This window comes from Micromonospora sp. DH14 (assembly GCF_029809455.1).
GTDB lineage: Bacteria > Actinomycetota > Actinomycetes > Mycobacteriales > Micromonosporaceae > Micromonospora > Micromonospora parva.
Map to the genome: position 1 here is coordinate 223,526 of NZ_JARVKT010000002.1, position 20,163 is coordinate 243,688.

Consider the following 20,163-nt stretch of genomic DNA (forward strand, 5'->3'; position numbering starts at 1 on the left):
CCCGTGGTCGGGAGGCCTCGCGATCGGGATATCCGGACGTCAGTCGCTATGCTGACCTCGACGCACGCGCCCCTGTAGCTCAGCTGGCCAGAGCACTCGCCTTGTAAGCGAGATGTCGCCGGTTCGATCCCGGCCGGGGGCTCCAACTTCATCAGAGCTTCCCCAGTGGCGCTGCCACGAGTCGACCAGTTGACAGCAACGGCACTCACGACAGTTTCCCGTCGAGCTTGCTGCGGGCCTTCCCGCCCGCCAGACGACTATCGGATCCGATCGGCGCTCAGGCGAGCAGCTTCACCACGGCGTCGGCCACGGCGCGGGCGGACTGCGGGTTCTGACCGGTCACCAGGCGGCCGTCGACCACCGCGTGCTCAGTGAAGTCCGGTGCCGGTACGTGCTGCGCGCCAGCCTCGGTGAGCTTGTCGGCGAGAAGGAATGGGACCTCGTCGGTGAGGCCGACGGAGGCCTCCTCGCTGTTGGTGAAGCCGGCCACCCGCTTGCCGGCGACCAGCCGGGAGCCGTCGGTGAGGGTCAGGTTCACCAGCGCCGCCGGACCGTGGCAGACGGCTGCCACCACGCCGCCGCGCTCGTAGACCGAGCGGGCGATGCGGGCCAGGTCGGGGTCGTCGGGGAAGTCCCACATGGTGCCGTGACCGCCGGCGAAGAGGATCACGTCGTACCCCGCCGGGTCGACGTCGGCGGCCCTCGGGGTGTCCCTGACGCCGGCGGTGGCGAGGAAGTCGTTCTGGATGCTGTCGTTCTCGTCCCGGCCGTCTACCGGCGGTTCGCCCCCGGCCACGGACACCAGGTCGACGTCGTAGCCAGCGGCCCGGAACACCTCCCACGGCTCGGCGGCCTCGCCGACGTAGTAGCCGGTCGAACGGCCGGTGCGGCCCAGCTCGGAGTGACTGGTCAGGGCGATGAGTGCACGAGTCATGCCCTCCATGCTGGCGTGGCCGGTCCGTCGCGGCCATAGGCCGATGTCACAACGGAGACGGGTTTGAACGCCGGATCACCGGGTCGGCGGTAGCCTGGGCCCGGCAACGGGCGAGCGAGGCGGGGGCCGATGAGTCGCGCGGTGGAGGAGTCGAACCGGGCGATGCTGCGCGCCCGGGACGCGATGGACCGGGCGTACGCCGAGCCCCTGGACATCCCGGCGTTGGCCCGGATCGCGCTCGTCTCCGAGGCGCACTTCATCCGTACCTTCCGGGCCACCTTCGGTGAGACCCCGCACCGCTACCTGCAACGCCGCCGCGTGGAGCGGGCGATGGCGTTGTTGGTGGAGACCGACCGGGACGTGACGGACATTTGTTACGCGGTCGGCTTCAGCAGCCTGGGCACGTTCAGCCGGACGTTCCGGCAGATCGTCGGCGAGTCGCCCTCGGATTTCCGGCGTCAGCGCATCGCGCCGGCCAACGTGCCGTCGTGCTTCACCAAAGCCTGGACCCGACCCAGCAGTTTTGGATAAGCCGCAGGTCACGCCCAACCTCTAGCGTCATGGGCATGACGATGAACGCGATCAGCCGCTCCCAGATCTACGTCCTCGACCAGGACGCCGCGCTTGACTTCTACGTCAACAAACTCGGCATGGAGGTCAACACCGACCAGGACCTCGGTTTCATGCGGTGGTTGACGGTCAACCTGCCCGGCGACCCGGAGCGGGAGATCCTGTTGGAGAAGCCGGGGCCGCCCGCGCTGGACCCGGCCACGGCCGAGCAGGTCCGCGAGCTGCTCACCAAGGGTGCCCTCGGCGGGTACCTCTTCATGACCACCGACGACGCCCACAAGACGCACGAGGATCTGGTGGCGAAGGGCGTCGAGATCACCGACGAGCCGACCGAGCGCCCGTACGGGATCGACTTCGGCATCCGGGACCCGTTCGGAAACAAGATCCGCATCGGCCAGATGTTCCCGCGGGCGTAGGGGGCGGACGATGAGTCAGGCCGCGTCTCTTCCACTGGTCCGGCCGGCGGCTGTCGGCCGGGACCGGGCACTACTGATCGGCGGGGTGCTCGCCGGCCCGATCTTCGCCGGTTCGGCGATCGCGCAGGCGTCGACCCGGGAGGGCTTCGACTTTCGCCGGCACCCGGTCAGCGTGTTGAGCACCGGCGAGCTGGGCTGGATCCAGATCGTCACGTTCCTGGTCAGCGGAGTGCTCTGCGTGTTGGCTGCCGGGGCGCTGCGCCGCCGTGCCGGCGACGGTGACCGGTCGGTCTGGCTGCCGCGACTGCTCGCGCTGTACGGCCTGGGCCTGGTCGGGGCGGCGATCTTCAGCGCCGACCCGGCCGACGGGTTCCCGGTCGGCACGCCTCGGGGTGCCGGTGAGATCAGTTGGCACGGGGGCCTGCACTTCCTGGTGGCGGCGGTCGCCTTCGGGTCGCTGATCGCGGCGACGGTGCTGGCGGCCCGTCGGGCCGCACGGCAGGGGGCGCGCGGTCGGGCCGCGTACAGCCTGGTTACCGGGGTGTTCTTCGCGGTGGCCTGGGTGACGCTGATCGTCCGGCCGGCACCGGCAGTGATGGTGGCGTTCGGGGTGGCGGTGTCGGCCGGCTGGCTGTGGGTGTCGGTCACCTTCGCGCGAGCGGCATCCGGTCGGGCCGACTGAGCCGACGTGTGCGGGGCCGGGAGGCACGGGATCGCGACCGTGTCTCCCGGTGTGTTGAGGTGTCTGCCATGGTGACCCGACTGCTGTACCTGACCAGACACGCCGAGCAGGACCTGTCCGAGCTGAACGGCTCAACCGCCGACGAGCCCGACACCGGCCTGTCCGAGCGCGGTCGGCAGCAGGCCACCCTGCTCGGTGAACGCCTGCGCGGCCGCCGGTTCGCCGCCGTCCACCACGGGCCGCTGCGCCGGGCCGCGCAGACCGCCGAGCTGATCGCCACGTCACTGCCCGATGTTCCGGTGTACGAGACGGAGCTGGCCGGCGACCACCTTCCACACGACACGGACCCGACCGGCCTGCCGCCCGCGTACGCGACATTCCTGGCCCAGTTCCCGGCGGCCCAGCGGGTCGACGGGCCGCAGGTGACGGCGGCGGCCGTGCGGCGGTTCGCCGGTCCGGCCACCGAGGCGACAGCCGGTGACGAGCCGGTCCGCGAGCTGGTCGTGACGCACACCTTCCTGATCGGCTGGCTGGTGCGGCACGCCCTCGACGCGCCGGAGCAGCGGTGGCTGGGCTTGAACTCGCACAACGCGGGTTTGACCGTGATCCGGTACAGCCCCTCCGGCCCGCCGAACCTGATCGCCGTCAACGACGTCGCCCACCTTCCGGTGGAGTTGCGGGGCACCGGCCTGCCCCCGGACTACCTGGTATAGGTGCCGGTGGCCCGCAGCAGCAGCTTGACCACCGCCTGGGTGGCCGGCGGCGGGGGCCCTTCGGCCGGGCAGTCGGCGTACCCGGTTTCGGTGCTGCCCACTGTGAGGCGGTAGTGCATCACGTCCGCGCAGTTGGTAGCGGTGGTCGGTTGCCCCGCCTCGGCGGCGAGCCGGGGGTCGGCGGCCAGAGCCGTCAGGCTGCCCAGGTCGGCGGCGCTGAGCCGACCGGTACGCCGGCTGCCGGCCCGGTCCACAGCGGTCCACCGACCGTCCGGCTCGACGGTCACGACGTCCCCACGGCCCGCGAACCCGCCCGAACTCCGCAGCGTCACCTGGGAGGCTGCGGCACTGGCGGCCGTGGGGGTGGAGCCGGGCGTTGAGGTGCCGGCGGTCGGGACGGTGGCCGTCGGGGCGGGGGTGTCCGGAGGAGGATCTCCGGCGGTGCCGGCCCGGTCGGTGCTGGTGCATCCGGCCAGCAGGGCGACCAGTAGCGCGACTGTGACGCCGGTTGTCGAGGTGGCTCTCATCCCCGTCGGACGCGCGGCCGGAAGTGTCGGTTCCCCTGTCACGGGCCTCCCCGAACGGGCACCGTCGATATCCGAGCCGCACGGTGGCCCTCGGGCCCGTGCCCCGCTCGGTTTCCGGCAACCTTGGACAGTTTCCGTTAGCGCGTAACGGAAACTGTCCAAGATTGCCCGGCACCACGCGTGCGGCGGGCCAGCCTGGCCGATCGGTCGCGGATCGGCGCGGTTATGGTCGCCGGGGCTGGTGCGCGGCATCGGGGTGCTTCGGCGTGCGGCGTCGGGCGTCGCGGCGACCGGGCGACCGGGCCTGCGGCGTCGGGGCGACCGGGCCTGCGGCGTCGGGGCGACCGGGCCTGCGGCGTCGCGGCCAGGTCGGCGTCGCGGGTCGGTCGGCGTCGTCGGGCACTGTCGCGCGGATGAGGAGGTGGGCGTGTCGGATGCGGAGTTGACAGTCGAGGTGACCGGACCGGTCGCGACTGTGGTGATCCACAACCCGGCTCGGCGCAATGCGATGACCGCCGCGATGTGGCGTCAGCTTCCCGAACTGCTCGACCGGCTGGAGCCCGACCCCGACGTACGGGCGTTGGTGCTCACCGGTGCCGGCGACGCCTTCTGCGCCGGTGCCGACCTCGGTGACCTGGCCGAACTGCTGGACGCCGGTGACACCAGCATCGCGGTGGCCGCCGAGGAACGACTGGCCCGGTTCGCCAAGCCGACGGTCGCGGCCGTCCGGGGTGCCTGCGTCGGGGGTGGGGCTCAGCTCGCGGTCGCCTGCGACCTGCGGATCGCCGCTGACGACGCCCGGTTCGGCGTACCGCCGGCCCGGCTCGGGCTGGTCTATCCGGCGCCGACGACGCGCCGGCTGGCCCGGCTGATCGGTCCGTCCGCCGCCAAGCATCTGCTGTTCACCGCCGAGCTGATCGACGTCGAACGGGCGCTGCGGATCGGCCTGGTCGACGAGGTGCTGCCGGCCGACCGACTCGCCGCGCGGGTGGACGAGCTGACCGCGACCATCGCCCAGCGCTCACCGGTGAGCATCGCCGCCGCCAAGGAGATCATCGACGATCGGGCCGAGCCCGCGCGGATCGCCTGGTGGCACCGGAAGGTGACGGCCACGGGCGAGGCCAGGGAGGGGATCGCGGCCGTCGCCGAACGCCGTACGCCCCGCTTCGCCTGGCGACCACCGACCGGCGACTGACCCTGTTTCAGCTTCCCGCGTCGATGGGTAGTCCCCGCTCCACACGGTGATCGGGGGGCCATTATGGACGCATCTGCGACGAATCCGGACCAGGCCGGGCGGCAACAGCGGCGACTCCGTCTGATTCTCCTGTTCGTGCTGCTGCCCGCCGTGGTCGGGGCGCTCGCGGTCGGTGTGGCGATGGGTGGCCAGAACACCGGCATCTTCGAGGGTGAGCCGCCGCGCTGGGCCAGCAACCTCGGACGCGTTCTGATGATCCTCGGAGTCGTCGTCGAGGTGGCCGTGATCGTCTGGGCCGTCCGCACCGGGCGTCACCGGGCCGCCCGACAGTCCCCGTTGCTGACGTTGAGCTGGTCGCACCGTCGTCGGCTGGCGCGGCAGGTTCGAGGCGGTACCCCCGACCCCGACGAAGACCCGACCCTCCTGGCGGAGACCGCCCGACAGTTCGCCGGTCAGCGTTGGTTCGTGGTGCTGGTCGCCGGGTTGGCGATCACGAGCGCCGGTCAGGCATTTGTGGGATACGCGCCGTTCTTCGTGGCGATCGGCGTGCTGCTGGTGGTGATCTGGGCGGTGCTTGTCGTGTCGGTCATTCGAAACGCCAACCGGGGCGAGGCGTTTCTGCGCGCCTATCCAGATCTGAGCGGACGGTAGCCGCGGAACCGTCCCACTCATCGCAACATCTCGATCCCGGGTACCCGACTCTCCGCTCGGTACGGCAGGCTGTCCGTCGTGCAGCGTGATCAGTTGCTTGCGGGCCGCTACCGGCTCCTGGAGCGCCTCGGCAGTGGCGGCATGTCGGCGGTGCACCGGGCGTACGACGAGGTGCTCGAACGGGACGTGGCGGTGAAGGTGCTGGTCGCCTCGGACGGCAACGCCGGACAGCGGATCCGGGGCGAGGCCAAGGCGGCGGCCCGGCTGTCGCATCCGCATGTCACCAGCGTCTACGACTACGGCGAGTCGACGCTGGAGGGTGTCGAGGTCCCGTTCGTGGTGATGGAGTTGCTCGGCGGTCACACCCTCGAACACCGGTTGGTGGTCGGCCCGTTGCCGGCGCGCGCCGGGTTGCTGGTGTGCGCCGAGGTGGGCTCGGCGCTCGCCGCCGCGCATGAGCAGGGGTTGGTGCACCGCGACATCAAGCCGAGCAACGTGATGCTCACGCCGACCGGGGCGAAGGTGCTCGACTTCGGCATCGCGGCAGCCGCCGGCGCGCCGGAGATCGACTTCGAGGGGCGGCTGCTGGGCACACCGGCGTACCTGGCACCGGAGCGGTTGCTGGCCGGCGAGGTGCTGCCGGCCAGCGACGTGTACGCCCTCGGCCTGCTGCTGCACCGGGTGCTCACCGGGCGACTGCCCTGGCCCGCCGACGCGCAGACCGGGATGCTCCGCGCGCACACCCACGTCGAGCCGGCCCCGCTGCCCCCGATCGACGGCGTGCCGCCCGAGGTGCACCGGCTCTACCGCTGGTGCCTGGCTCGCGACCCCGCCGACCGGCCGTCGGCAGCCGACGCGGCCCGCATCCTGCTCGCCGCCGCCAGCCCGGCCGCACCCGCGGTGGCCGCCGCCGAACCAACGACGACCAGCGCCAGTCCGACCAGCGTCGGGCCGGCGACCGCGATGTCGAGCAACGCCGGGAGGGCCAGCGCCGGGACTGCCAGCGCCAGTCCGGGCAGCGTCAATCCGAGCAGCGGTTCGGCGGTGCCGGTGCGGCGTCCTCCGTGGCGTCGGGGCCGTGCCATCCTGACCGTCGGCGGGGCCGTGATCGCCGCGGTGGCGCTGGCCGGGTCGCTCGGCGACTCCAGCAACCGTCGGCCCGGACAGGGCTCCGCGCCGGCCGGCAGCGGTCCGGGCACCACCACGGTGGGGATGCCCAGTACCGAGGAGCCGACCGACCCGGTCGACATCGGGCCGTCCGCCGTACCGCGGACCAGGAGCACCGCCCCCGCTACCACCCGGACCGGTCCCCCGACCGGTCCGGGCGGAACGGTGGCCCCCGGCCCGACCGCCACCGCTGGAGGCCCGACCTCGACCCCGACCCCGACCACGGTCGCGCCGACTCCCACCCGCGGCGCCGGCGTACCCGTCGCCGGACGCGGCGGGACGGTCACCGTTCGCTGTGTGGGAAAGACGGTCGAGGTGCTCGCGGTGACGCTCGCGCCGGACTTCCGGGCCGAGGCGTACGACCCGGGGCCGGCGAAGCAGATCGTTGTCGGGTTGACCTCCACCGAGCACCGCAGCGAGATCCGGGTGCAGTGCCCCGGTGGCCACCTGAAGTCGTCGGTCAAGGAACGCGACGTCTGATCGGGGGCCGGCGGGTGCCGCGCCCAGGACGTACCCGGGACGCGGCCCCCCGTTCCCGCCGGCCGGTCCGTCACCGCCCGACCAGCACCCCCCAGCCCGGGTTCACGGGCTCCCGGCGCAGCGGCATGCCCGCCTCCGCTGGCGTCCGGTCCCCCTTGCGCTGGTTGCAGGCGTAGCAGGCGGCTGTGGTGTTCCGCCAGGTGTTCCGGCCGCCGCGTGAGCGGGGCAGGATGTGGTCGATGGTGGAGGCCGGGCCACCGCAGTACGCGCAGCACCGGTCGTCGCGGCGCAGCACTCCGGCGCGCGACCAGGCCGGCCCGGAGTTGAACCTCCACCGGGTGACCACGTAGCGGACCAGCCGCACCACCCGGGGCATCGGGAAGACCCCGATCACCCGGTCCGGCTCGGCCTCGTGGATCTCGGCCACCCGACGGCAGAGCATCCGGACGGCGTGTTGGACGGTGACCCGGTGCAGCGGGCCGAGGTCGGCGTTGACGACGAGGACGGCGTCCACCGGGACTCCTTTCCGGTTGGTGGCGGACAGCAAGAAGCCGCCCGGTCCAGTGGTCGGACGGGGCGGCTCGGCGCGTACGGGTACGCGTCAGTCGGGCCGGCCCGCCCGGGGACCTTCCGCTCGGCAACCGTCACCGGGCAGCGTCGACGGCACGGTGGTGACGTGCGACATCGTCATGTGTTGCTCCCGCGGTGGTGGTTGACAGTGCGTGCTCACGGTAGGTCGACGCGGGAGACCCGGGCAACGTATTTCGATCGGCCGGTGTCGTCGGGTCGCCGCTGGCGGCGGGTACGGGGTGCCGCTTTCACAGCGGCCCGGGCGGTGGTCAGCGGCCGGTTCAGCCGTAGGGCCATCCGGGTGGTGAGTTCGCTGTCCAGCAGCGGCCGGTTGACCTCACCGGCGACGGCCAGGGCGGGCCCGGAGACCGAGCGCCAGATCGCGGCCAGCCCGGCGCCGAGGCCCACCAGGGCGACGGTGGCCCGGGTGGTCGGTGAGCCGGCGGCCGCGGCGGCGCTCACCCCGACGACAGCGAAGAGCACCAGCAGCAGGGGTACGAGCACCGGCCAGAAGATGCCCCGGGCGGCCTGTGCCACCAGCCGCCGGTCCCGGATGATCAGGTTCCTGGCGATCACCGCGTAGTCCTCCTCGTCGAGCAGGTCGCGCGGGTGCAGGCCGCCGGTGAGCACGTCCCGCCAGAGGTCACCCTGCCCACGTAGGGCCCGGCTCAGCGCGGCCGGCGTCGGCTCGGTCGGGTCGCTGTGGCCGGCGCGGTCGACGGCGCTCGCCCAGTCGGCCAGCGACCGGCGCACCACCGCGGCCGAGTACGGCGGCAGCACGCTGGCCAGCTCGTCCAGCCACCGGCTGATCTGGACCTGCCGACCGCCGAACTGCCGCAGCAGCTGTGCGACGTCGCCGGCCCGGACGGTGTCGGCCACTGATCGGCCCAACCGGTAGGCCAGCCCGACCCGGTGGTTGGCGGCCATCGCCCAGCGCAGCACCTCCACGTTGAGGTCGTCGAGGGCGAGCAGCAGCGGGACCGGGTCGGCGGGGTCCGGCTGGCCCGGGTCGGGTAGCAGGGTCCGGGCGGCCGAGGTGTCGGGCACCGGCCCGGTGTGCCGGGTGAGTTCGGCGATCTGGGCCACCGCGACGTCCACCCCGTCGAGGTACATCCGCATCCGCCGGTGCGTGGACATCTCGGTGAGGTTGGAGAGTTTGGCCGGCGGTACGGCGGGGCGGGTCTCGGCGAAGGCGCGGGGCTGCGCCTGCTGCCCGTGGTGGTAGGCGTCCGCCATCCACCAACCGAGCCGCAGCGCGGTGACGATGCAGGCGCGCTCGTCGCGGATCAGCGGGTACGTGTCGTCGCGGCCGATCTCGTCGATCGACGAGCCGCGGTCCGCGCCGGCGCGGTGCAGTGGTGACATCTCCGCTGCCCTCCCGCCCGGCCGATCGACGGTTGATCATTCGAGCGTACGGCAGCGTACCGGGGCTTATGTGGTGTTTTGTCGATTCAGCCTGCCGGCCAGCAGCCCACGCGGCCGGATCGAGCGAACCGGCTCCGCCGCGGCACCCGCAGCCCGCAGGATGTGGTTCGCGGCGATGATCCCGGTCGCGGCCGAGCGTTCCATCAACGCGCTCGGGAAGTCCGTGGCGATGCCGTCCCCGGCCAGGTAGACGCCGGGCGCGTCGGTGCGTACCCCCGGCCGCCAGGAGTGGCTGCCCGGCGTGAACGCCGGCGCCTGCGCCTCCATCCGGGCCCGCAGCTCGCGGACCCGCAGGTCGCCAGCCTCCGGCCAGAGCGCGACCAGCTCGCGGCGCATCCGCTCGGCCAACTCCTCGGCCGGCACGCCGGGTTCGCAGGCGTACGCGTGCAGCTCGATGACCGACCCGCCGGTCTGCCGCGCCCAGCGGCGCGACTCGTTCTCCAACCGGTGGTAGAGCGTCACCGAGTCCAGAGTGGGCTGGCGGGACACCCCGTTGAACACCGCGCGCTCGGCGGCGACGTCCCCGTCACACCAGTACCGGGCCACCGCGTACGGCGGGCCTGGGGTGCCGAAGGCGGGCATCCGTGCCGCCAGCTCCGGTGCCCGCCCGGCCAGGTCCGGCGAGGCCGCGACCAGCGCGGCGAGCGCCGGTGGGTCGACGGCGAGCACCACGTGGCCGGCCGGGTGGCTGCCGCCGTCGGCGGTGGTCACCCGCCAGCCCTCTCCGTCGTGGTGCACTCCGGTGGCGGCGCAGTCGGTGAGGATCCGACCGCCGTGCTTCTCCACGTACCGGGTCAGTGGCTGCCAGATCGCCGTGGCGTAGTCCTCGTCAGGGCAGTCGAAGGCCAACCCCTCCGGGTTGCCGAGCAGGTAGAAGTGGAACTGGGCGACCATCTCGGCCGCCGACATCTCCGCCTCGTGGTTGAAGAACGAGTGCGAGAAGACCTCGAACAGCATCGCCCGTGCCCGGTCCGGCAGTCGCAGCGACGCCAGCAGCTCGTCGGCGGTGGTGTCGTCCAGGTCGGCGTAGGTGCGCACCGGGTCGTAGCTGAGCAGCGGCAGCGCGGCGTCCCGATCCATCACCCGCAGGTCGGCCAGGCGCAGGCTGGGGCTGCGCAACAGCAACGCGAGCAGGTTCGCCGGTGGGGCGGGCGGCAACCTGCCGAACTCCTCGGTCGGCCACTGCTCGCTGAGGATCGGGTAGCCCGGAATGGCCTTGAGGAAGCCCAGGTCACCGTCGACCCGGCGGAGGATGGACCGCCAGTTGTAGTACTGCCGGAAGAACGCGTGGAAGCCGTGCTCGTTCTGCTGGCTGCCGTCGGCGAGCGCCTCCGGCCAGGCACCCAGTCGACCGCCCAGGGTGGGCGCCGCCTCCAACACGGTGACCGCCACACCCCGTTCGGCGAGCACCACCGCCGCCGACATGCCGGCGATGCCGCCACCCACCACCAGCGCCGTGGTCGGTCGCGGCACCCGGTCGGCGCCACCGCCGCCCGGGTCCACCAGGTGCTGCCGTACGCCGATCAGCCGACCCACCACTTGCGACAGCGCCATGGGCCCAGTCTGCCCCACCTTCGGCCCAACGGCCTGTTCAGAGCGCTAGTCGGTGGGCAGGCATCGGCGGGGGCGGTCGGAGGCGGGCCAGACGTACTCCAGATCGTCTGGCACGTCGTCGCCGAACAGCGGGCGGTAGTGCGCCGGGTCCTTGCGCAGCAGCGACGAACGGTGACTCAGGTGCAGGTCGTCGCGGCCCAGCCAGGGTGGCAGCTCACCGGCCTCGGCCAGCTCGTCCTGGGTCCGGATGACACCGGCCCCACAGGCGGCCGCGAGGTCGACGGTCATCGTGGTGGCACAGGTGTCGGCCCGCCCCGGCTCGGTCCAGACCGCGCACATGTCCAACCCGTAGCGGACGAGCGCCTCCTCGTACCCGGCCCACATCTTCACGGCCGGGTGGTTGCGCCAGCCGTACCCGGGTCGGGTGAGCCCGCGCAGCACCTGGATGGCCTCCACCCGCTGCTTGCCCAGCCGCTTCTGGTCCAGCGTGCGGGCGCTGGCCAGAAAGCCCGGGTACGGGAGGAACGTCTGCATGTCGCTGCTCTACCCGTCGCTGCGGAGGACATACCTGGTCACGGGATGATCCGGACGGGGTCGCCCACCGTGGCCGTGCTGATTACGATCCGGGCATGGCGGAGCCGTGGCGGGACCGGGCGCGACGGGCGGTCGAGTGGAACTGGCGACTGCGTTCTGCCGGGGATCCGAGACCGCACTACGTGATCTGCGGGAAGGACGCGCTCGCCTACTACGTGGCCCGGGCGATGCTGGAATCCGAGCTGCCGGTGGGTGGGGCCCGGGTCACCGTCGTGGTGCCGGAGCGCTACCGCAGCAACGGGCCGGACGTGGCCGGGCTGCGTGGGGTCCGGGTGGTCCGCTCGGACCGGCTGGACGTGGACACCTTCGAGGCCGCCGGTCTGGCCGGGGCTGCCGGGTTGGCCCTGCTGAACCAGGACGACGTCGGCAACCTGCACGCCGCGCTCTGCGCGCAGGCCGTCGACCAGCGGGTCCGTCAGGTGCTGCGGATGTTCAACGGCACCCTCGCCGACGGCGTCCGCAAGCTGCTGAAGGCACCGGTCGAGGTGCTCTCCGACGCCGAGATGGCCGCGCCGGCCTTCGTGGCCGCCGCGCTCAACGAGGTCGACCCCAGCTCGTTCCAGCATCGGGACAAGACGCTGCGGGTGGCGCGGCGAGCCGACGTCCGACCGCAGGACGTGGTCTGCGCGTTGGCCCACCTCACCGAGGCGCAGGGCGTGGAGCTGCTGCCCGCCGAGCAGGCCGGCGCGGACCTGGTGCTCGCTGAGGCGACCGGGCAGCCCCCGGGCACCGAGGTCGCCGCCCGTCGGCTGGTCCGGGCCCGTCGGCGGCGTCGCCCGGTCGCCGTGTTGATGCGGGCCGTACGTGGGTTCGCCACCCGCAAGATCGGCATCGCGGTGATGCTGGTGCTCGCGCTGATCGCGGTGCTGGGGGCGCTGATCTCCCGGGCCGAGGACGTCTCCCCGGTGGAGGCGTTGTACCTGACGCTGGTCACGACACTCAGCGGCGCCGACCCGGACACCACCAAGCCACCGGACGCGCAGATCATGCAGGTGGTGCTCAACCTCGCCGGGTTGGCGCTGATCCCGCTGATCACCGCGGTCGTGGTGGACGGCATCGTCAACGCCCGGCTGGCGCTGCACACCGGCCGGCTGCAACCGGCGCGGGTCGGGCACGTCGTGGTGATCGGCCTGGGCAACGTCGGCACCCGGGTGATGGCGCAGTTGCGCGAGTACGACGTCGAGGTGGTGGCGATCGACAAGTCCCCGGAGCCGCGCGGCGCGGCACTGGCCCGCCAACTGGAGGTGCCGCTCATCGTCGGCGACGCCGCACTGCCGGAGACGCTCGTCGCCGCGTCGGTGGGCGACTGTCAGGCGCTGGTGGTGGCGTCCACCGACGACGTGGCCAACCTGGAGGCGGCGCTCGCCGCCCGCGACCTCCGCAACGACCTGCGGGTGGTGCTGCGGTTCTTCGACGGTGACTTCGCCGAGCGGGTGGAGGAGACCTTCGCCCTCGGGGTGTCCCGGTCGGTCTCCTACCTGGCCGCACCGGCCTTCATCGGGGCCCTCACCGAACGGGCGGTGATCACCACGATCCCGGTCGACAGGCACGCGCTGCCGGTAGCCGAGGTGCCGGTCGCCGCCGGCTCCGAGTTGGACGGCCGGCCGCTGGACGTGGTCAACCGGGACGGGCAGGTCCGGTTGATCGCCCGCACCCCGGCCGGCGGTGCCAAGACGATCTGGTGGAAGGACCTCGACCCCCGGCAGGTGATCTTCGCGGGCGACCGGCTGACCGTTGTCGCCCGGCGGCGCGGCCTGGACTGGCTGACCCGGCAGTGCGCCCCACCCGCCCACCCGGGCCCGGTCCCCCGACCGGTCGGGCCGGTCCACGGCGGGGTGCACACCCCAACGACGACGCCCTCTCCGGTGCCGGGCCCCACTGACCCCGGGGTCGCCGCGTCGGCGCCCGGCGCGTCGCATCCCGTTGCCCCCGCCGAGGGCGTCTTCCTCGCCGACCACGATCATGACCACCGGCGGCTCGGCTGACGAGTTCGGGAGCGACAATCCATTGCATGCGCTTCCGCATCCTGGGGACGACCCGGGTGCTGCTGGCCGACGGGCGCGAGATTCCCGTGGGCGGCCCTCGGCTGCGCGCGTTGCTGGCGCTCCTCCTGCTCGACGCGGGCCGGGTGGTCTCCGCTGAACGGCTGATCGACGGCCTGTACGGCGAGCACCCGCCCCGGGGCGCGGCGAACGCACTTCAGTCCCAGGTGTCGCGCCTGCGTCAGGCTCTGCCCGCCGAGCAGAACCCGGTCGAGTTCCACCCGGCCGGTTACCGCCTCGCCGTGGACCCCGAGGACGTCGACGCGTACCGGTTCGAGCGACTTGCCGAGGCGGGACGCCGCGCGCTCGTCGACGGCGACTGGCCCCGGGCGGCGGCCGTGTTGCGTGAGGCGTTGGAGCTGTGGCGTGGCCCCGCCCTGGCCGACGTGCCGGGCGCGCCCGCGCAGGCGGCCCGGTTGGACGAGCTGCGGCTGGCCGCGATCGAGGACCGGGTCGAGGCGGACCTGGCGTCGGGCGCGGACGGCGCGCTGGTCGCGGAGCTACGGGAGTTCGTGGTCGCGCATCCGTTGCGGGAGCGGGCGCGCGGTCAGCTCATGCGGGCACTGGCCGCGGTGGGTCGGCCGGCGGAGGCGCTGGCCGAGTTCGAGGACGCCCGGCAGACCCTGGCCGAGCAGCTCGGCGTCGACCCGTCGGCGGAGCTGGCCGCGATCCACCTGGCGGTGCTGCGCGGTGCGGAACGCGGGTCCGCCCAACCGGTGTTACCCGGTCAGCTCACCACCTTCGTCGGGCGGGAGGAGGAACTCAAGCGCGTCGGCGAACTGCTCGGTGAGCGCCGGCTCGTCACCCTCACCGGCCCCGGCGGCGCGGGCAAGACGCGCCTGGCGATCGAGGCTGCCGGTCACGTCGACGGGGAGGTCCGTTTCGTCGAACTGGCCGGGCTGGCCGACGGTGCGGACGTACCGCAGGCGGTGCTGAGCGCGCTCGGCCTGCGCGACGCGGGTCTGCGCGCCTCCGCCGAGCCGGGCCGGCACCCCACCGACCGGTTGGTCGAGGCGCTCGCCGAGCGGCGGCTGCTGCTGGTGCTCGACAACTGCGAGCACGTCATCGCCGACGCCGCCCGGCTGGTCGCCCGGTTGCTGGGCGCGTGCCCGGCGCTGCGGGTGCTGGCCACCAGTCGCGAACCGCTCGGGCTGGCCGGTGAGGCGTTGTGCCCGCTCTCCGGGCTCACGGTGCCACCGCCGGGCGCGTCCGCGCTGAACGCCGCCGAGTACGCCGCCGTCCGCCTCTTCGCCCAGCGGGCCACCGACGTCGCACCCGACTTCACCGTCACGGCTGCCAATGTCGACACGGTGCTGCGGATCTGCCGCACCCTCGACGGCCTGCCGTTGGCGATCGAGCTGGCCGCCGCCCGGCTGCGCGCGCTGCCCGTCGCCGAGGTGGCCGCCCGCCTCGACGACCGGTTCCGGCTGCTGTCGATGGGCAGCCGGGCGGCGTCGCCCCGGCACCGCACACTGCGGGCCGTGGTCGAGTGGAGCTGGGACCTGCTCGGCGACGCCGAACGCCGACTGGCCCGCCGGCTGACCGTCTTCGCCGGCGGCGCGACGCTGGAAGCGGCCGAACGGGTCTGCGGCCTGCCCGGCGGGGAGTTCGTGGACGCGCTGACCGGCCTGGTCGACAAATCCTTCGTGGAGATGTCCGGCGGCCGGTACCGGATGCTGGAGACCGTGCGGGCCTTCTGCGCCGAGCGTCTCGCCGACGCGGGCGAGGCCGACGACCTGCGTCGGGCGCACACCGCGTACTTCCTGGAGTTCGCCTGGACCGCCAGCGACCACCTCCGGCGCGCCGAACAGCTGCACTGGTTGCGACTGCTCGACGCCGAGCGGGACAACCTGCACGCGGCGATGCGCCGGGCCACGGCCGCCGGTGACGCGTCCGACGCGGCCGGGATGGTCGCCGCCCTGTCGTTCTACTGGTGGCTGCGCGGCATGCGCGGGGAAGGGGCCCGGCTGGCGGCCGACGTCCTCGGTGTGCTCGGCCCCGAAGCGCCTGCGGGGCTGCGCGAGGAGTACACGCTCTGTGTCTACAACGCCTCGCTCGGTGGGTCGGGGCCGTTGGACTCGCTGACGACGCAGCGGTCCGTCATCAGCAGTCTCGACCGGCCGCCCCGGCAACCCTTCCTGCTGTATCTGTCCGGGATCTCGGCCGGACCGCCGTCCGGCGGGTCCGAGCACGTCAACGAGCTGATGCGGGAGCTGCGGCGGCTGGTCGGCTCCGACGTGTGGATCAACGCGCTGGGCGCGATGGGCAGCGGCTCGGCGCAGATGTGGAGTGGCCGGTGGGACCAGGCCGCGACAGCACTGGGCACCGCGCTCGACGGCTTCCGGCAGGCCGGGGACCGCTGGGGGTGCATGATCACGCTGGGCGTGCTCGGCGAACTCGCCGCCTGGCGCGATGATCCGGAAGCGGCGGGCGCCCACATGGACCAGGCCATGCTGTTGGCCGAGGAACTCGAGTCGACTGTCGACCAGGCCGACATGCTGCGTACCCGGGGCGAGATCAGGCTGCGCGCCGGTGACCTCGGCGCGGCGCGCGACGACTTCGCCGCCGCCCTGCTCCTCGCGCAGCGCAGCGGCGCACCGGAGTTCGTCTCCAGCGCCCGGCTCGGCCTCGCCCAGGTGGCCCGGCTGCGCGGTGACCTGGCCGAGGCGAGGCGGTTCTGCGAAGCGGCGCTGACCGGCGGACTCACCGGCTGGTACGTCGGCGACGCCACCCGAACGGAGATCATGTTCGTGCTCGAACAGATCACCGAGGCGGAGAAGGCCGGCCCCGGTGCGCCACCGTCAGCGGAGCGTGCGTGATTCGTCAGCGAGCCACCGCACGGTGGGGGCATGACGACATTCGACGTGGTGGCCGAAGGGCTGGGTAAGCGCTACGGCCCCACCCGCGCGCTGGACACCTTCCACCTGGCCGTGCCGTCCGGCACCGTGTACGGGCTGCTCGGCCCCAACGGCGCGGGCAAGACGACGGCGGTACGGATCCTCACCACGCTGCTGCGCTTCGACACCGGCACCGCCAGCGTGGCCGGGTACGACGTGCTGCGCCAGCCCGACGAGGTGCGCGCCCGGATCGGGCTGACCGGGCAGTACGCCGCGGTCGACGAGACCCTCAGTGGTCGGCAGAACCTGGAACTGTTCGGCCGGCTGTTCCGGCTCGGCCGACGGGCAGCCCGTCGACGCGCCGACGAGCTGCTGGAACGGTTCGGGCTGAGCGAGGCGGCGAATCGGTCCGCGGGCGAGTTCTCGGGCGGGATGCGCCGACGGCTGGACCTCGCCGCCAGCCTGATCCGTACCCCCCGGGTGCTCTTCCTCGACGAGCCGACGACCGGCCTGGACCCGCGCAGCCGCAACCAGGTGTGGGACCTGGTCCGGGGCCTGGTCACGGAGGGGACCACGGTGCTGCTCACCACGCAGTACCTGGAGGAGGCCGACCAGCTCGCCAACCGGATCTCGGTCATCGACACCGGGCGGGTGGTCGCCGAGGGGACGCCGGACGAGCTGAAGTCGATGACCGGCGGCGACCGGATCGAGGTGGTGGTCCGCGACCCCGCCGCCGTGACCCGGGCCGCCGATGTCGTCGCGCCGATCTGCGGTGTGGAGCCCGCTGTCGATCCGGAGATCCGGCGGCTCAGCGTCCCGGTGGCCGACCGGGTCGCCGGGCTGGTCGACGTGGTGCGGGCTTTGGACGACGCCGGGATCGCTGTCGAGGACATCGGTCTGCGGCGCGCCACGTTGGACGAGGCGTTCCTGTACCTGACCGGGCACCGGCCCGACGAGACCGGCGAGCCCGTCGGCGCCGGACGAAAGGCGGGAGTGGCATGACCACCGCGATCACCGACGGTTGGACGATGACCCGGCGGAACATGCTCCACGTGGTCCGCGCGCCGGAGGAGCTGATCCTCTACTTCTCCCTGCCGATCATGTTCGTGCTGGTCTTCGGGTACGTGTTCGGCAGCGGCATGCAGGTGGCCGGCGGTGGCGACTACCGCGAGTTCCTGCTGCCCGGCGTCTTCGTGATGACCATGCTGTACGGACTCGGCGCCACCGCGACGGGCGTGGCGCTGGACCTCAGCCGGGGCGTCGTGGACCGGTTCCGGTCGATGCCGATGGCCCGCTCCGCGCTGATGACCGGTCGCAGCGCGGCTGACCTGCTGCGCGCGCTGCTGGAGATGTCCACCCTGCTGGTCTGTGGCCTGCTCGTCGGGTGGCAGTGGCGACTCGGGGTGGGCAAGGCGTTGCTCGCCGTCGTGCTGCTCCTGCTGCTCCGGGTCGCGATCACCTGGGTCGGGATCTACCTGGCGTTGCTGGTCCGCAACCCGGACACGGTCGGCGTGATCGTCTTCCCGGCCGCGTTTCCGCTCACCGCGATATCGAACGTCTTCGTGTCGCCCGAGCTGATGCCGTCGGTCATCGGTGCGATCTCGGAGTGGAACCCGCTGTCGGCCACCGTCGCGGCGATCCGTGAACTGTTCGGCAACCCGGGCCTGGGCGGCGACTCCTGGCCGGCGGAGCACGCCATGCTGCTGGCGGTGCTGTGGCCGGTGCTGCTGATCGCGATCTTCGCCCCGCTGGCGGTGCGCCGCTACCGGCGGTTGAGTCGCTGACCGGTGACGTGACCGGGGGTCAGCGGCGGGCCCGCAGCGCGTAGACGGCCGCGCCGACGGCGAGCACGCCGAATCCGGCGAGGACGCTGCTGAGCGGCAGGTTGACAGCGAGCAGCAGGCAGCCGACCAGACCAAGAGCGGCGAGGACCTGGACCGGCAGCCGCCGGTCCGGGTCCCGGCCGAGGGTGAGCGCCGCCGCGTTGGTGATCGCGTAGTAGACCAGCACCGTGCAGCTGGAGAAGCCGATCGCGCCGCGTACGTCGCCGAGCAGCACCACCACGATCACCACGGCGGCGACCGCCAGTTCGGCCCGGCGCGGCACCTGGTGCACCTGGTGCACGGCGGCCAGCGCACCGGGCAGGTCGTGCCGGCGGGCCATCGCGAGGGTGGTCCGGCCGACCCCGGCGACCAGGGACAGCAGCACTCCGACGACGGCGATGGTCGCACCGGCGCGGACCACCCACGCCAGGCCGGGCAGCCCGGCGGCGGTCACCACGTCGACCAGGGGCGCGGCGGAAGCGGCCAACCGGTCGGCGCCGAGCACACCCAGCGCGACCACGGCCAGCACCAGGTAGATCGCGAGCACCACCCCGAGCGCCAGCGGCACCGCACGCGGGATGGTCCGCTGCGGGTCGCGGACCTCCTCGCCGAGCGTGGCGATCCGCGCGTACCCGGCGAAGGCGAAGAACAGCAAGCCGGCGGCGGTGAGCACACCCCGCGCCGAACCGCCGCTCTCACCGAGCCGGTCCAGGTGCACCGGCCCGCCCAGCAGGCCGACGACGGTGACGAGGGCCAGCACCGCGAGCACCAGCGCGACCAACGCCCTGGTCACGGCGGCGGTCTTGCCGATGCCGCGCAGGTTCACCGCGGTCACCGCGAGCACCGCGGCGGCGGCCACCAGCCGGGCCTGGCCCGGCCACAGGTACGCCCCGATGGTCAACGCCATCGCCGCGCAGCTGGCCGTCTTGCCGACCACGAAGCCCCAGCCGGCCAGGAACCCGGCGAACGGCCCGAGGCGTTCCCGCCCGTAGACGTAGGTGCCGCCGGACTCGGGGTACCGGGCGGCCAGCCGCGCCGAACTGGTCGCGTTGCAGAAGGCGACGAAGCCGGCCAGCACCAGCGCCGGCAGCAGGCCGGCGCCGCCGGCCGCCGCCGCGGCCGGGCCGAAGACCACGAAGACGCCCGCGCCGAGCATCGAGCCCAACCCGATGACAACCGCATCGGGTACGCCCAGTCGCCGCGCCAGTTGATTCACAGGCCAAACCTAGGGGTACGAGGTGAACGGTCGGTCCCATTCGCGTAGCCGGCCGGGGAGCGGCAGATCGTCCCACGGCACCCGGTGCAGCAGCCGGTCCAGGAACAGCCCCAGCAGCAGCCCCGCCACCGAATCGGTCAGCCAGTGCCAGCCCAGGTAGGTGGTGGTGGTGAGAACGACCAGCGGCGGCACGATGCGGATCACGATGACGAGTCGTGCCGGTAGGTGCCGGCCGAAGCTGCGGGCCAGCGGGGCGAGCAGCAGTGCGATGACGCCGTACCAGACGATGGCGTTGGCGACGTGCCCCGACGGGTAGGACTGGGCGAATCGGACCGGCAGGTCGTCGTGGAACAGCGGCAGGGTCTGCTCGGGTGGCAGGAACGGCTCCTTGATGCTGGCGCTCGGCGCCGTCCGCGCGGTCCAGACCTTGAGCGGACCGATCGTGAAGGTGGTGATCACGAATCCGACGACCGGCAGCAGGATGGGCCGCACCGACCGCAGCCGAACGGCCAGCAGCACTCCCAGCCCGACGCCTATCAGGGTCAGCGGGGTGCCCTGGCCGAGGAAGTTCAGCACCCGGGCCACCCAGTACGCGGCTGCCGGCCGGTGCCCGTCGGCCCAGTCGGCGACCGCCCGGTCCACTCCGAAGAGTTGATCGGCGGCGAGGGCGACGGTCAATCCGGCCAGGGCGGCCAGCAGGAGGGCGTCGAACCACCAGCCGGCCGGGCGGACGGGCCGTAGCCGCAGGTCACGTCGTACACCCGTGG

Annotated in this window: 19 protein-coding genes and 1 tRNA gene; 12 read left to right on the forward strand and 8 right to left on the reverse strand. The window is 73.0% G+C overall.

Annotated features, from left to right (window positions below):
- The first annotated feature begins 68 nt into the window (after positions 1–68).
- Positions 69–145 (forward strand) — tRNA-Thr (locus tag QCZ28_RS05200).
- A gap of 132 nt (positions 146–277) precedes the next feature.
- Here the strand turns inward: QCZ28_RS05200 and QCZ28_RS05205 are convergent.
- Positions 278–934, reverse strand: coding sequence for a type 1 glutamine amidotransferase domain-containing protein (locus QCZ28_RS05205; protein ID WP_279515460.1), 657 nt, complete (start codon positions 932–934; stop codon positions 278–280).
- A 129-nt stretch (positions 935–1,063) separates the two neighbouring features.
- On the opposite strand from QCZ28_RS05205, the gene QCZ28_RS05210 reads away from it, so the two are divergent.
- The 4 genes from QCZ28_RS05210 to QCZ28_RS05225 all read left to right on the forward strand — a co-directional run bounded on the left by QCZ28_RS05210 (position 1,064) and on the right by QCZ28_RS05225 (position 3,315).
- A complete protein-coding gene (locus QCZ28_RS05210) occupies positions 1,064–1,465 on the forward strand; it encodes an AraC family transcriptional regulator (protein ID WP_279515461.1) in 402 nt (133 codons plus the stop codon).
- 35 nt (positions 1,466–1,500) lie between these two features.
- The gene (locus tag QCZ28_RS05215; RefSeq protein ID WP_279515462.1) at positions 1,501–1,920 is read left to right on the forward strand and encodes a VOC family protein; all 420 of its coding nucleotides are present in this window, start codon (positions 1,501–1,503) and stop codon (positions 1,918–1,920) included.
- A gap of 10 nt (positions 1,921–1,930) precedes the next feature.
- On the forward strand, positions 1,931–2,602 hold the full coding sequence (locus QCZ28_RS05220) for a DUF998 domain-containing protein (RefSeq protein WP_279515463.1): 672 nt from the start codon (positions 1,931–1,933) through the stop codon (positions 2,600–2,602).
- Positions 2,603–2,670: 68 nt separating this feature from the next.
- Positions 2,671–3,315 carry a histidine phosphatase family protein gene (locus tag QCZ28_RS05225; protein ID WP_279515464.1) on the forward strand — a complete coding sequence of 215 codons (645 nt, stop codon included), beginning with the start codon at positions 2,671–2,673 and terminating at the stop codon, positions 3,313–3,315.
- Here QCZ28_RS05225 and QCZ28_RS05230 read toward each other — a convergent pair.
- Positions 3,303–3,842 (reverse strand): hypothetical protein, encoded by a 540-nt coding sequence (locus QCZ28_RS05230; RefSeq protein ID WP_279515465.1) that lies wholly within the window; start codon positions 3,840–3,842, stop codon positions 3,303–3,305. The two genes, QCZ28_RS05225 and QCZ28_RS05230, sit on opposite strands and share 13 nt — an antisense overlap.
- Before the next feature lie 421 nt (positions 3,843–4,263).
- Between QCZ28_RS05230 and QCZ28_RS05235 the strand changes: the two genes are divergently transcribed.
- From QCZ28_RS05235 to QCZ28_RS05245, 3 genes are all read left to right on the forward strand, one after another.
- A complete protein-coding gene (locus QCZ28_RS05235) occupies positions 4,264–5,037 on the forward strand; it encodes an enoyl-CoA hydratase/isomerase family protein (RefSeq protein ID WP_279515466.1) in 774 nt (257 codons plus the stop codon).
- 63 nt (positions 5,038–5,100) lie between these two features.
- Positions 5,101–5,688, forward strand: a complete 588-nt coding sequence (locus QCZ28_RS05240) for a hypothetical protein (protein WP_279515467.1) — start codon at positions 5,101–5,103, stop codon at positions 5,686–5,688.
- Positions 5,689–5,766: 78 nt separating this feature from the next.
- Positions 5,767–7,335 (forward strand): serine/threonine-protein kinase, encoded by a 1,569-nt coding sequence (locus QCZ28_RS05245; protein ID WP_279515468.1) that lies wholly within the window; start codon positions 5,767–5,769, stop codon positions 7,333–7,335.
- A 70-nt stretch (positions 7,336–7,405) separates the two neighbouring features.
- Here the strand turns inward: QCZ28_RS05245 and QCZ28_RS05250 are convergent, their stop codons facing one another.
- The 4 genes from QCZ28_RS05250 to QCZ28_RS05265 form a co-directional block, all read right to left on the reverse strand.
- Entirely contained in the window at positions 7,406–7,849 is a 444-nt protein-coding gene (locus QCZ28_RS05250) for an HNH endonuclease (RefSeq protein ID WP_279515469.1), read from the reverse strand.
- Positions 7,850–8,061: 212 nt separating this feature from the next.
- Complete coding sequence (locus QCZ28_RS05255) at positions 8,062–9,270, reverse strand: hypothetical protein (protein WP_279515470.1); 1,209 nt, start codon at positions 9,268–9,270, stop codon at positions 8,062–8,064.
- 66 nt (positions 9,271–9,336) lie between these two features.
- On the reverse strand, positions 9,337–10,884 hold the full coding sequence (locus tag QCZ28_RS05260; protein WP_279515471.1) for an FAD-dependent oxidoreductase: 1,548 nt from the start codon (positions 10,882–10,884) through the stop codon (positions 9,337–9,339).
- A gap of 45 nt (positions 10,885–10,929) precedes the next feature.
- Positions 10,930–11,418 (reverse strand): MSMEG_6728 family protein, encoded by a 489-nt coding sequence (locus tag QCZ28_RS05265; RefSeq protein WP_279515472.1) that lies wholly within the window; start codon positions 11,416–11,418, stop codon positions 10,930–10,932.
- A 95-nt stretch (positions 11,419–11,513) separates the two neighbouring features.
- Between QCZ28_RS05265 and QCZ28_RS05270 the strand changes: the two genes are divergently transcribed.
- Genes QCZ28_RS05270 through QCZ28_RS05285 form a run of 4 tightly spaced genes read left to right on the forward strand, consistent with a single transcriptional unit; the run spans position 11,514 to position 18,141 of the window.
- Positions 11,514–13,463: an NAD-binding protein gene (locus QCZ28_RS05270; protein ID WP_279515473.1), complete on the forward strand. Its 1,950-nt coding sequence runs from the start codon at positions 11,514–11,516 to the stop codon at positions 13,461–13,463.
- A gap of 26 nt (positions 13,464–13,489) precedes the next feature.
- Positions 13,490–16,339, forward strand: coding sequence for a BTAD domain-containing putative transcriptional regulator (locus QCZ28_RS05275; protein ID WP_279515474.1), 2,850 nt, complete (start codon positions 13,490–13,492; stop codon positions 16,337–16,339).
- Between the two features lie 30 nt (positions 16,340–16,369).
- Positions 16,370–17,359: an ATP-binding cassette domain-containing protein gene (locus tag QCZ28_RS05280; RefSeq protein WP_279515475.1), complete on the forward strand. Its 990-nt coding sequence runs from the start codon at positions 16,370–16,372 to the stop codon at positions 17,357–17,359.
- Positions 17,356–18,141 (forward strand): ABC transporter permease, encoded by a 786-nt coding sequence (locus tag QCZ28_RS05285; protein WP_279515476.1) that lies wholly within the window; start codon positions 17,356–17,358, stop codon positions 18,139–18,141. The genes QCZ28_RS05280 and QCZ28_RS05285 overlap by 4 nt, the downstream gene beginning before the upstream one ends.
- A gap of 19 nt (positions 18,142–18,160) precedes the next feature.
- Here QCZ28_RS05285 and QCZ28_RS05290 read toward each other — a convergent pair whose 3' ends face one another.
- Together QCZ28_RS05290 and QCZ28_RS05295 are read right to left on the reverse strand one after the other, a co-directional pair.
- Positions 18,161–19,396 carry an APC family permease gene (locus tag QCZ28_RS05290; RefSeq protein WP_279515477.1) on the reverse strand — a complete coding sequence of 412 codons (1,236 nt, stop codon included), beginning with the start codon at positions 19,394–19,396 and terminating at the stop codon, positions 18,161–18,163.
- Between the two features lie 9 nt (positions 19,397–19,405).
- A complete protein-coding gene (locus QCZ28_RS05295; protein WP_347815089.1) occupies positions 19,406–20,143 on the reverse strand; it encodes a phosphatase PAP2 family protein in 738 nt (245 codons plus the stop codon).
- Between the last annotated feature and the right edge of the window lie 20 nt (positions 20,144–20,163).